Below are 11,222 nucleotides of genomic sequence, written 5' to 3'. Positions count from 1 at the left end.
GGACGACGAGCGTGGCGGGTTCCGTGGTCCCCGGCGTGACGACGACCGGCCGCGTGGTCCGCGTCGTGACGATGACCGGGGTGGCTACCGCCGCGATGACAACCGCGGTGGCGACAACCGCGGTGGTGGGTTCCGTCGTGACGACAACCGGCGCGACGACAACCGTGGTGGTGGGTTCCGCCGTGATGACAACCGGCGTGATGACAGTCGTAGCGGTGGTTACGGTGGTGGGTTCCGTCGTGACGACCGGGACCGTGATCGGGATCGTGGGCCGCGTCGGGACGACGAGCGTGGCGGGTTCCGTGGTCCCCGGCGTGACGACGACCGGCCGCGTGGTCCGCGTCGTGACGATGACCGGGGTGGCTACCGCCGCGACGACAACCGCGGTGGCGGCTTCCGCCGCGACGACAACCGGCGCGACGACAACCGCGGTGGTGGGTACCGCGGGCAGCGGGACGACCGGGGTGGGCGGGGCGGTGGCTACCGTGGACGCGACGACCGCGGCGGCTACGACCGGCGTGACGACCGGGACCGCGAGCCCGTCAAGCGGCTGCCGATCCCGGAGGACGTCACCGGCGACGAGATCGACAAGGACGTGCGGCAGGAGCTGATGAGCCTGCCGAAGACGCTGGCCGAGGACGTCTCGCGCAACCTCGTCATGGTGGCCCGGCTGATCGACGAGGACCCCGAGCAGGCATACGCGTACTCGCGGATCGCGCTCCGGCTGGCCTCGCGGGTGGCCGCGGTGCGGGAGGCGGCCGGCTTCGCCGCGTACGCCACGCAGAAGTACTCGGAGGCGCTGGCGGAGTTCCGGGCCGCCAAGCGGATGACCGGTTCCGTGGAGCTGTGGCCCGTCATGGCGGACTGCGAGCGCGGGCTCGGTCGGCCCGAGCGGGCGCTGGCGATGGCCGGTGAGCCCGAGGTGCAGAAGCTGGACAAGGCCGGACAGGTGGAGATGCGCCTGGTCGCCGCCGGTGCCCGGCGGGACATGGACCAGCTCGACGCCGCCATCGTGACGCTCCAGAGCTCCGAGCTCGCGTCGAGCGCCGTGCACCCCTGGACGGCCAGGCTGCGCTACGCGTACGCCGACGCGCTGCTGGCCGCCGGTCGTGAGAACGAGGCCCGGGAGTGGTTCGGGAAGGCGCTGGAGGCGGACAAGGACGGCTCCACCGACGCGTCCGACCGGCTCGCCGAGATGGACGGTGTCGAGTTCGTCGACGCCCTCGACGAGGAAGAGGCCGACGAGAACGGGGCCGACGGCAACGGCGATGGGGACGACAACGGCGAGGCCGTGAGCCCGGAGCCGGAGACCGCCGCGGACGGCGACAAGGACGGCGCCACGGACGGCGACAAGGACCGCACGCCCGAGGCGTGAGACAACGAGAGAGGGCGGCACCCCGGGACCCGGGGTGCCGCCCTCTCTCGTTTCTCCGTTCCGCCTCAGTCCAGATCGAGGTCGAGACTGCGCAGGACCAGCCCGGTGGCCGGCTTCGGACCGAACGACGTCGACTTGCGAGGCATCGTGACCCCCTGCCGGGCGAGATCCCGCACCACCTCCTCGCGCACCGGATGCATCAGGACCGCCGTGCCGCCCCGCCGCTCGGCCTGCTCCACGGCGGCGGCGGTGTCGTGGATGTAGGCGATGTGTTCCGGGGCGTCCGGTATCTCCCAGACGTGGTCGAGCAGGGCCGCGTGCAGGACCGTCGCGTCCAGGGCCCGCCAGGCGGGCGGTCGGTCGGCTGGGACCGTGCGGGCCAGCAGACCGGGATCCGGACGGTCGACGAGATGGAAGCCGCCGTCGCCGGCGAGCAGGAACGCGTTGCCCTCGGCGGACGCCCCGGCGAGCGCCTCCAGTGCGTCGGGGAGCGGGCCGGGCACCTCGCGTACCCGGAAGAGCCCGTCCAGCGCGGCCAGCGCCGCGTCGACCGGGAGCCGGTGCAGCAGCCGGTGGATGGCGCGTACCCGGAGCGGATAGCGGGCCGTGTCGACGAGCAGGACCAGGCCGAAGTCCCAGGGGCCGGGCACCGTGTGCTCCCGCTGGAGGCGGAGGTAGGTGGCCCAGCGATGGTGCCCGTCGGCGATCAGCGCCTGGTGGTGGGCGAGATCGGTGCCGATCTCCGCCTGCTCGACGGGGTCGGTGACCGCCCAGAGCCGGTGCCGGAACCCGTCCTCGGTCGTGGTGGTGAGCAGCGGCGGACGGTCCGTCGCCCGCTCGATGACGGCGGCCGCCCCCGCCTCCCGGCCGTCGCCCCGGTAGCTCAGCAGCAGCGGTTCGAGGTGGGCCGCGGTGGTGCGCATCAGGTCGGCCCGGTCCTCCACGACATGGGCCATCACGTCCTCGTGCGGCAGCACGACGCCCTCGGCCGGGGCGGAGAGCGCCAGCGTCCCGATGACACCCCGTTGCAGCAGATCGCCGTTGCGCTGCTCGTACACGTACAGAGCGGGCTCGTGGTCCGGTGCGAGGACGCCCTCGGCGAGCCAGTGCTTCAGGGTCCGCGCCGCCTGTTCGTGGCGGGCCGCGGCCGTGTCCGCCTGGGGCAGGATCAGCCGGACGATGTTGTGCGGATCGGCCGACTCCAGATGATGGAGCCCGTCGGGCCGCACCACCACGTCGTACGGGGGAGAGGTCACCGCTGCGAGACTGCCGACCTGCTCGGGGACGTACCGCAGCCCACGGAACGGAATCAGACGCAGTCCCTGGCCGGCCGGACCTGATGTGTTCATCCGTGCATGGTAAGTGCGGGACGGGGATACGCGATGATCTGAACAGAAGCGGGTAGCGAGGAGCACAAGGAATGAGTCAGACGGGCAGAACCCGACCCAGTGGCAGCGGTACGGCGCTGAGCAGGGCGTACGACACGGCGCTGCTCGATCTCGACGGGGTGGTCTACGCGGGCGACCGGGCGATCGTCCACGCCGTCGACGCGCTGGCGGCGGCGAGGAACGGCGGGATGCACCTGGCGTACGTCACCAACAACGCCCTGCGCACACCGGACGCGGTGGCCGACCATCTGACCGCGCTCGGCGTCCCCGCGGAGCCCGGTGACGTGATCACCTCGGCGCAGGCGGTGGCCCGGTTGATGGCCGATCAGCTTCCCCCCGGTGCCCGGGTGCTGGTGGTGGGCGGCGAGGGGCTGCGGTCCGCGGTGCGGGAGCGCGGCCTGGTGCCGGTGGAGTCGGCGGACGACGACCCGGCGGCGGTGGCCCAGGGGTACGGCGGCCCGGACATGGCCTGGGGGCGGTTCGCCGAGGCCGCGTACGCGGTCGCGCGCGGGGTGCCGTGGTTCGCGTCCAACACCGACCTGACGATCCCGAGCGCCCGGGGCATCGCACCGGGCAACGGTGCCGCGGTCGAGGTCGTACGGATCGCGACCGGTGCCGAGCCGCAGGTGGCCGGGAAGCCGCTGCCGCCGATGCACCGGGAGACGGTGCTGCGGACCGGTGCCGAACGCCCGCTGGTGGTCGGCGACCGGCTCGACACGGACATCGAGGGCGCGTTCAACGGGGGCGTGGACTCCCTGCTGGTGCTCACCGGGGTGACGGACGCGGCGCGGCTGCTGGCCGCCGTTCCGGCGCACCGGCCGACCTACGTGGACGCGGACCTGAGGGGGCTGCTGACCGGGCAGCCCGAGGTGGCGGAGAGCGGCGGCGGGTTCGTGTGCGGGGGCTGGACGGCCTCGGTGCGCGGCGACGGGCTGGCGCTGGACGGGGACGGGGACGCGCTGGACGGGCTGCGGGCGCTCTGCGGGGCGGCGTGGTCGTACGCGGGGGAGGGCTCCTGCGGGCTGGACGCGGGGAAGGCGGTCGCCCGGCTGGGGCTGTAGGGGCGGGGCCGGGGAGGGACGCCGGTCGACGGCCGCAGGGAACCGGCCCACCGCCACAGGGAAAGATAGGTTAACCTAACCTAACTTTGTTCTGTTCGGTGTGCCGCCGTTCCGCACCCGCCCCCTCCGACTCCGGGAGTACGACCATGCAGCGCCTCGCCGCGGACGCGGTGACCCTCGGCTACGACGGCAGGGTGGTCGCGGAGGACCTCTCGGTGGAGATCCCCGACCGTTCCTTCACGGTGATCGTCGGCCCCAACGCCTGCGGCAAGTCGACCCTGCTGCGCGCGCTCGCGCGGATGCTGAGACCGGAGCGCGGCCGGGTGCTGCTGGACGGGCGGGCGATCCACCGACTGCCCGCGAAGAAGGTCGCCCGGACGCTGGGACTGCTCCCGCAGTCCTCCGTCGCGCCGGACGGGATCACCGTCGCCGACCTCGTCGGGCGCGGCCGGTACCCCCACCAGGGGCTGCTGCGCCAGTGGTCGCCGGAGGACGAACGCGTCGTCGCGGAGTCGATGGCGGCCACCGGCGTCGACGCACTCGCCGACCGCCATGTCGACGCGTTGTCCGGCGGCCAGCGCCAGCGCGTCTGGATCGCCATGGCGCTCGCCCAGCAGACACCGCTCCTGCTGCTCGACGAGCCGACCACGTACCTCGACATCCAGCACCAGATCGACGTCCTCGACCTCTGCGCCGACCTGCACGAGACGCAGGGGCGCACCCTGGTCGCCGTGTTGCACGACCTGAACCACGCCGCGCGGTACGCCACCCACCTCGTCGCGATGCGGGACGGCCGGGTGATCGCCGAGGGGCCGCCCGGCGAGATCGTCACCGCGGACCTGGTGGAGCGGGTCTTCGGGCTGCGCTGCCAGGTGATCGACGATCCGGAGACCGGGACCCCGCTGGTGGTGCCGGCCGCGCGCGGACCACGCCGGGCCGTCGCGGCGGCGGCCGGAGGCCCGCCCGGCGGACCGGCGCCCGGCCTACAGCAGCGACCTCAGCCGTAGGAGATCGCGGAACCCCGCCTCCAGGCGGACCCGGCCCGAGGCCCAGGCGCGGGCGAAGTCCAACTCGCCGTCGACCATGGCCACCAGGTCGTCGCCGGTCATCGCGAGCCGGATCGCCGCCTTCTCGCGGGGTGGCCCCCCGACCGCGTCCAGCACCTGGATCCGGCCATCGGTCAGCCGGCCGGTGAACGTGACGTCGAGGTCCTTGATGTGGCAGCTCAGCGAACGGTCGACGGCGGCCGCACCGCGTACGGCGCCGTCGGCCTCCGCGAGGCGGTCGGAAAGTCTGTCGAGTGCGCTGCGGCACTCCGCCATGGTCGCCATCGTGATCGACGGTACCCCAGCCCTTCGGGGTAGCGTTTCCCGCATGAGCGACTCGATGCGGGAGACCCCGGGGACAGGGGAGGCACGGGAGGCGGCGGAACCGGCGACGGCGGCCGTGCCCGAACCCGACCCCGCCGCACCGGCGCCCCTGGGCGTCCCCCGCACCCCCACCGGCCACGCCGGGGTGGACGCGGGCCTGGAGCGTCTCGCCGACGCCGACCACCTCCCGGCGGACGGACACATCGAGGTGTACGAGGATGTACACCGTGGGCTGCGCGAGACCTTGACCGCGCTGGACAACGCGCCCACGACCGCACCGGTACCCGCACCGGTGCCCCCGCACGACAACAGGAGCTGAACCGAACGTGGCCGGAGTGGCACGCCGCCGTCTCGACGCCGAACTGGTACGCCGCAAACTCGCGCGCTCGCGCGAGCACGCCAGCCAGCTGATCGCCGCCGGGCGGGTCACCGTCGGCGGGAACACCGCGACCAAACCCGCCACCCAGGTCGAGACCAGCGCCGCCGTCGTCGTGACCAAGGACGACAGCGACCCCGAGTACGTCTCGCGCGGCGGGCACAAGCTCGCGGGCGCCCTCGCCGCCTTCGTCCCCCTCGGCCTGGCCGTCGAGGGACGCCGGGCCCTGGACGCCGGGGCGTCGACCGGCGGCTTCACCGACGTACTGCTCAGGGCGGGCATCGGCCATGTCGTCGCCGTGGACGTCGGCTACGGGCAGCTCGCCTGGTCGCTCCAGTCCGACGACCGCGTCACCGTCAAGGACCGTACCAACGTACGGGAGTTGACGTTGGAGGCGATCGACGGGCAGCCGGTGGACCTGGTGGTCGGGGACCTGTCGTTCATCCCGCTGGGGCTGGTCCTGCCCGCCCTGGCGCGCTGCGCCGCCCCCGGCGCCGACCTGGTCCTGATGGTCAAGCCGCAGTTCGAGGTGGGCAAGGAGCGGCTCGGCAGCGGCGGTGTGGTGCGCAGCCCCGAACTGCGGGCCGAGGCGGTGCGCGAGGTCGCGCGCCGGGCCTGGGAACTGGGCCTCGGGGTGCGGGGGGTGACGGCGAGCCCGCTGCCCGGTCCGTCGGGGAACGTCGAGTACTTTCTGTGGCTGCGGGCCGGGGCACCTGAACTGGATCCCGCGGATGTCGACCGTGCAGTGGCGGAGGGGCCTCGTTGACGACGAATGCGGCACGAATGACGACGGACGCGGCCCGGACCGTGTTCCTTCTCGCGCACACCGGCCGCCCGGCCGCGATCCGCAGTGCCGAACTGGTCGTACAGGGGCTGCTCCGCAGCGGTCTGGGCGTACGGGTGCTGGCCACCGAGGCGGCGGACCTGCCGCTGCCGCCGTCCGTCGAGACGGTCACGGACACCACACCAGCGGCGATGGACGGCTGTGAGCTGCTGATCGTGCTCGGTGGGGACGGGACGCTGCTGCGCGGCGCGGAGCTCTCCCGGGCCTCCGGGGTGCCGATGCTCGGCGTCAACCTCGGCCGGGTCGGGTTCCTCGCCGAGGCCGAGCGCGACGACCTGGACAAGGTCGTCGACCGGGTCGTCACCCGCTCCTACCAGGTCGAGGAACGCATGACGCTCGACGTCGTGGTGCGTACCAACGGCGACGTCGTCCACACCGACTGGGCGCTCAACGAGGCGGCCGTGCAGAAGGTGTCGCCCGAGCGGATGCTGGAGGTCGTCCTGGAGATCGACGGCCGCCCCGTGACCGGGTTCGGCTGCGACGGGATCGTCTGCGCGACGCCGACCGGGTCGACCGCGTACGCCTTCTCGGCGGGCGGGCCGGTCGTCTGGCCCGAGGTCGAGGCCCTGCTGATGGTGCCGATCAGCGCCCACGCGCTGTTCGCCAAACCGCTGGTGACCTCACCGGACTCGGTGCTCGCCGTGGAGGTCCAGCAGCACACCCCGCACGGGGTGCTCTGGTGCGACGGCCGCAGGACCGTGGAGCTGCCCGCCGGGGCGCGGGTCGAGGTGCGGCGCGGGGCAGTGCCCGTACGCCTCGCGCGGCTGCACCACGCCTCGTTCACGGACCGGCTGGTCGCGAAGTTCGCGCTGCCGGTCTCGGGGTGGCGCGGCGTCCCGCACTGACCGGCGGACGTTCCCCCGGAGGTGTCGCGAAGGGCGGGGAGCATACCCGGGAGAGTGAGCCGTGGAGCGGGGTACGTCGCACATCGGCCTTCGGACCTCGTAAGGTCGTGTCCGTGTTGGAGGAGATGCGGATACGGTCGCTCGGAGTCATCGACGACGCGGTGGTGGAGCTGTCACCCGGTTTCACCGCCGTGACGGGTGAGACCGGCGCGGGCAAGACCATGGTCGTCACCAGCCTCGGGCTGCTGCTCGGCGGGCGCGCGGACCCGGCCCTGGTACGGATCGGGGCCAAGGCCGCCGTCGTGGAGGGGCGGATCACGGTGTCCGAGGGGGACGCCGTCGCCCTGCGGGCGGAGGAGGCCGGGGGCGAGATCGAGGACGGCGCGCTGCTGATCAGCCGTACCGTCTCCGCCGAGGGGCGCTCCCGGGCGCATCTCGGCGGCCGGTCCGTGCCGGTCGGGGTGCTCTCCGAACTCGCCGACGAACTCGTCGCCGTGCACGGCCAGACCGACCAGCAGGGCCTGCTCAAGCCGGCCCGGCAGCGGCAGGCGCTCGACCGTTACGCCGGCGACGGCGTCGCCCGGCCGCACGCCGCGTACGCCGCGGCCTACCAGCGGCTGCGGGCCGTCGCCACGGAGCTGGAGGAGCTGACCACGCGCGCCCGTGAGCGCGCCCAGGAAGCCGATCTGCTCCGCTTCGGGCTGGGCGAGATCGCCGCCGTCGAACCACTGGCCGGTGAGGACGCCGAACTGGCCGCCGAGGCCGAGCGGCTCGGCCACGCGGAGGCGCTCGCTTCCGCCGCGTCCCTGGCGCACACGGCGCTCGCGGGCGACCCGGAGGACCCGGAGGGCGTCGACGCGACGACCGTCGTCGCGGCCGCCGGACGGGCGCTGGACGCGGTGCGCGCCCACGACCCGGCGCTGGCGGCGCTCGCCGACCGGATCGGCGAGATCTCGATCCTGCTCTCCGACGTCGCGGGCGAACTGGCCGGTTACGCCGACCAGTTGGACGCCGACCCGCGACGGCTCGCCGCCGTGGAGGAGCGCCGCGCCGCGCTCACCGTGCTCACCAGGAAGTACGGCGAGGACATCGGCGCCGTGCTCGCCTGGGCCCAGGAGGGCGCCGCCCGCCTCACCGAGCTGGAGGGCGACGACGACCGGATCGGCGAGCTGACCGCCGAGCGCGACGCGCTGCGGGCCGAACTCTCCGCCCTCGGGCAGGAGCTGACCGACGCCCGCAACCGGGCGGCGGCGCTCTTCGCCGAGGCGGTGACCGAGGAGCTGGCCTCCCTGGCGATGCCGCACGCCCGGGTCTCCTTCGCGATCCGGCAGACCGAGGCTCCCGACGAGGCCTCCGGCATCGACATCGACGGGCGGAGCGTGGTCTACGGTCCGTCCGGCGCCGACGAGGTGGAGCTGCTGCTGGCCCCGCACCCCGGCGCCCAGCCGCGACCGATCGCCAAGGGGGCCTCGGGCGGTGAGCTGTCCCGGGTGATGCTCGCCGTCGAGGTGGTCTTCGCGGGCGCCGACCCCGTGCCCACGTACCTCTTCGACGAGGTCGACGCGGGCGTCGGCGGCAAGGCCGCGGTCGAGGTCGGGCGGCGGCTCGCGAAGCTCGCCCGGTCCGCCCAGGTCGTCGTCGTCACCCACCTTCCGCAGGTGGCGGCCTTCGCGGACCGGCAGTTGCTGGTCGAGAAGACCGTCGACGGGGCGGTCACCAGCAGCGGGGTCACGGTCCTGGAGGGCGAGGACCGGGTGCGGGAGCTGTCCCGGATGCTCGCGGGCCAGGAGGACTCCCGGACGGCACGGGCCCACGCGGAGGAACTGCTCGCCGCGGCCCGCTCGGACGGCTGACACCCGCCCGTCGTCACGGGGACGGCCCGCCAAAACCGTCCGGCGGGCCGTCCCCGTAGGCTGGCGCGCATGGGAGCGACGTTCGGGAGGACCGTGGCGGCCGGTGCCGTCGCCGCGACGGTGGCGGGCGGGGTGTACCGGGTCCTGCGGTCCCGGCCGCGCCCGTTCGGACGGCGCGTCAACCACGCGGGCCGCGCCGTCGACCTCTGCGCGGGTCCGGCCGCCGTGCTCGGGACCGCGGCCGGCGCGGCGGTCCTTCCGCTGCCGCCCCGCACCCGGTGCGCCGCCGTCCTCGCGGTGCTGGCGGCCGGCGGCTGCGGCGCCCACGACGACCGCGCCGGCGCGGGCGACCCGCGCAGCGGCTTCCGGGCCCACCTCGGCGCGCTCCGGGACGGCGAACTGACCACCGGCGCGGTGAAGCTCCTCGGCATCGGTGCCGCCGGGCTCGTCGCCGCGTCCCTGCTGAAGGAGCGGCCCGTCGACCGGATGCTCGGCGCGGTGGTGATCGCCGGAACCGCGCATCTGGTCAATCTGACGGACCTGCGGCCGGCGGCGGCCGCCGCCACCGTCCTCGCCCTCGGCGCCCCCGGGCTGCCGGGCGGGCTCGCCGCCGCCCCGGTCGGCGCCGTCGCCGCGCTCCTCGCCGACGACCTGGGGGAGCGGACCATGCTCGGGGACACCGGGGCGCACGCCCTGGGCGCCGGGCTCGGGGTCGCGATCGTCGCGGGCCGGGGCCGGGCCGGACTCCTCGCGCACGGAGCCGCACTGGTCGCGGCGGCGGCGTACGGGGACCGGATCGGGGACTTCGTCCGGGCGGTCGCGGACCGCTGAGGGCGGCGGAGGGGCAACATCGCGCCGTTTTCTCACCCGTGCGGGTGGCAGGCGGTGTCCGGAAGTCGAGGTAGGGGCCATGACAGCCGCCCGACTGTGCCGGAACGCCCGTACGGACTGGCATCCTTGGCGGTGCCCTCACCACCGACTCGGGAGCCCCGGGAGCCATTCAACGTGTCACAGCTGCGTACGGTCCAAGTCCTGGGCGGCGGCAGCGCGGGCAGCAACGCCCACGTCGGCTCGCTGACCGCCGGGCTCGTGGCGCGGGGCGTGCACGTCACCGTCTGCGCCCCCGCCGAACTGGACCACGCCTACGGCTACTCCGGCACGGGCGCCCGGTTCACCCCCGTACCCCGGCGCGGGGACCCCGTCTCCGTCGCCGCCCTGCGGAGCGCCTGCGCGAGCGCGGACCTCGTCCACGCGCACGGACCGCACGCCGCCGTGCGCGCCGCCCTCGCGCTCGGCGGACGGAGCGTCCCCCTCGTCGTCACCTGGCATGCCCGCGCCCACGTCGACGGGGCCCGCCGCCGGTTGGTCCGGATGATGGAGCGACGGGCCGCGCGGGCGGCCGCGGTCGTCCTCGGCACCACGTCGGACCTGGTCGACCGGGCGCGCCGGAGAGGGGCGCGGGACGCCCGGCTCGCACCGGTCTCCGCCCCCGCGCCCCGGCTGCCGGAAGGCGCCCGGCCGGACAAGGCCAGGGCCGAACTCGGCGTGGTGGGAAGGCCGTTGATCGTCACCTGCGGAAGCCTCGTGCCGCATCACGGCTACGGCACCCTGTTCGACGCCGCCCGGATGTGGCGGGACCTCGACCCCGGGCCGCTCCTGGTCGTCGTGGGCGAGGGGCGGGAGCGGTCCGCGCTCCAGCGCCGGATCCGGGACGAGGAACTGCCCGTCCGGCTCGTCGGCGACCGCGAGGACCGCGCCGAGCTGCTCGCCGCGGCGGATCTGGCCGTGCTGCCCAGCAGTTGGGAGGAGCGCTCGGTGCAGGCGCAGGAGGCGCTCAGGCTCGGCGTCCCGCTGGTCGCCACCGCGGTCGGTGGCGTGCCCGACCTGGTGGGCGACGCGGCGGAGCTCGTGCCGTACGGCAACGCGGAGGCCCTCGGGCGGACGGTGACCCGGCTGCTCGGCGATCCGCTGCGCCGCGCGGAGATGGCCGCCACCGGGCTCGCGCAGGCCGCCGAATGGCCCACCGAGGACGACACCATCGCCCAAGTGCTCAGCGTTTACGACGAGTTGACCCAGCCGCTGGCGGTGGCGGTACGGGCGCGCTGAGCCT

Annotated in this window: 11 protein-coding genes and 1 pseudogene; 10 read left to right on the top strand and 2 right to left on the bottom strand. The window is 74.6% G+C overall.

Going from position 1 to position 11,222, the window contains the following annotated elements:
* Both ACWC97_RS18945 and ACWC97_RS18940 read left to right on the top strand, forming a co-directional pair.
* Positions 1-611, top strand: a pseudogene (locus ACWC97_RS18945) (hypothetical protein); the annotation flags it as partial.
* Complete coding sequence (locus tag ACWC97_RS18940) at positions 596-1,375, top strand: tetratricopeptide repeat protein (protein WP_352280580.1); 780 nt, start codon at positions 596-598, stop codon at positions 1,373-1,375. The pseudogene ACWC97_RS18945 and the gene ACWC97_RS18940, both read left to right, overlap by 16 nt.
* Positions 1,376-1,440: 65 nt before the next feature.
* Here the strand turns inward: ACWC97_RS18940 and ACWC97_RS18935 are convergent, their stop codons facing one another.
* Entirely contained in the window at positions 1,441-2,724 is a 1,284-nt protein-coding gene (locus ACWC97_RS18935; RefSeq protein WP_352280579.1) for a DUF1015 domain-containing protein, read from the bottom strand.
* Positions 2,725-2,795: 71 nt separating this feature from the next.
* Between ACWC97_RS18935 and ACWC97_RS18930 the strand changes: the two genes are divergently transcribed.
* Together ACWC97_RS18930 and ACWC97_RS18925 are read left to right on the top strand one after the other, a co-directional pair.
* On the top strand, positions 2,796-3,824 hold the full coding sequence (locus tag ACWC97_RS18930) for an HAD-IIA family hydrolase (RefSeq protein ID WP_450650383.1): 1,029 nt from the start codon (positions 2,796-2,798) through the stop codon (positions 3,822-3,824).
* A 146-nt stretch (positions 3,825-3,970) separates the two neighbouring features.
* A complete protein-coding gene (locus ACWC97_RS18925) occupies positions 3,971-4,831 on the top strand; it encodes an ABC transporter ATP-binding protein (protein ID WP_450650381.1) in 861 nt (286 codons plus the stop codon).
* Here ACWC97_RS18925 and ACWC97_RS18920 read toward each other — a convergent pair.
* Positions 4,808-5,155: an SCP2 sterol-binding domain-containing protein gene (locus tag ACWC97_RS18920; protein ID WP_352280574.1), complete on the bottom strand. Its 348-nt coding sequence runs from the start codon at positions 5,153-5,155 to the stop codon at positions 4,808-4,810. The two genes, ACWC97_RS18925 and ACWC97_RS18920, sit on opposite strands and share 24 nt — an antisense overlap.
* Before the next feature lie 43 nt (positions 5,156-5,198).
* Here ACWC97_RS18920 and ACWC97_RS18915 point away from each other — a divergent pair, with 43 nt between their 5' ends.
* The 6 genes from ACWC97_RS18915 to ACWC97_RS18890 all read left to right on the top strand — a co-directional run bounded on the left by ACWC97_RS18915 (position 5,199) and on the right by ACWC97_RS18890 (position 11,218).
* A complete protein-coding gene (locus ACWC97_RS18915) occupies positions 5,199-5,513 on the top strand; it encodes a hypothetical protein (RefSeq protein WP_450650379.1) in 315 nt (104 codons plus the stop codon).
* Positions 5,514-5,520: 7 nt separating this feature from the next.
* Positions 5,521-6,336 (top strand): TlyA family RNA methyltransferase, encoded by an 816-nt coding sequence (locus tag ACWC97_RS18910; protein WP_402396962.1) that lies wholly within the window; start codon positions 5,521-5,523, stop codon positions 6,334-6,336.
* A 17-nt stretch (positions 6,337-6,353) separates the two neighbouring features.
* Entirely contained in the window at positions 6,354-7,259 is a 906-nt protein-coding gene (locus ACWC97_RS18905) for an NAD kinase (protein WP_450650376.1), read from the top strand.
* Positions 7,260-7,366: 107 nt separating this feature from the next.
* The gene (gene recN / locus ACWC97_RS18900) at positions 7,367-9,112 is read left to right on the top strand and encodes a DNA repair protein RecN (protein WP_450650375.1); all 1,746 of its coding nucleotides are present in this window, start codon (positions 7,367-7,369) and stop codon (positions 9,110-9,112) included.
* 69 nt (positions 9,113-9,181) lie between these two features.
* Positions 9,182-9,943: a hypothetical protein gene (locus ACWC97_RS18895; RefSeq protein WP_450650373.1), complete on the top strand. Its 762-nt coding sequence runs from the start codon at positions 9,182-9,184 to the stop codon at positions 9,941-9,943.
* 174 nt (positions 9,944-10,117) lie between these two features.
* Complete coding sequence (locus ACWC97_RS18890; RefSeq protein WP_450650371.1) at positions 10,118-11,218, top strand: glycosyltransferase family 4 protein; 1,101 nt, start codon at positions 10,118-10,120, stop codon at positions 11,216-11,218.
* Positions 11,219-11,222: the final 4 nt, after the last annotated feature.

It is taken from the genome of Streptomyces sp. NPDC001108 (assembly GCF_053598535.1).
The sequence above is the reverse complement of the archived record's forward strand: the minus strand, read 5'-3'. Positions and strand labels throughout refer to the sequence as shown.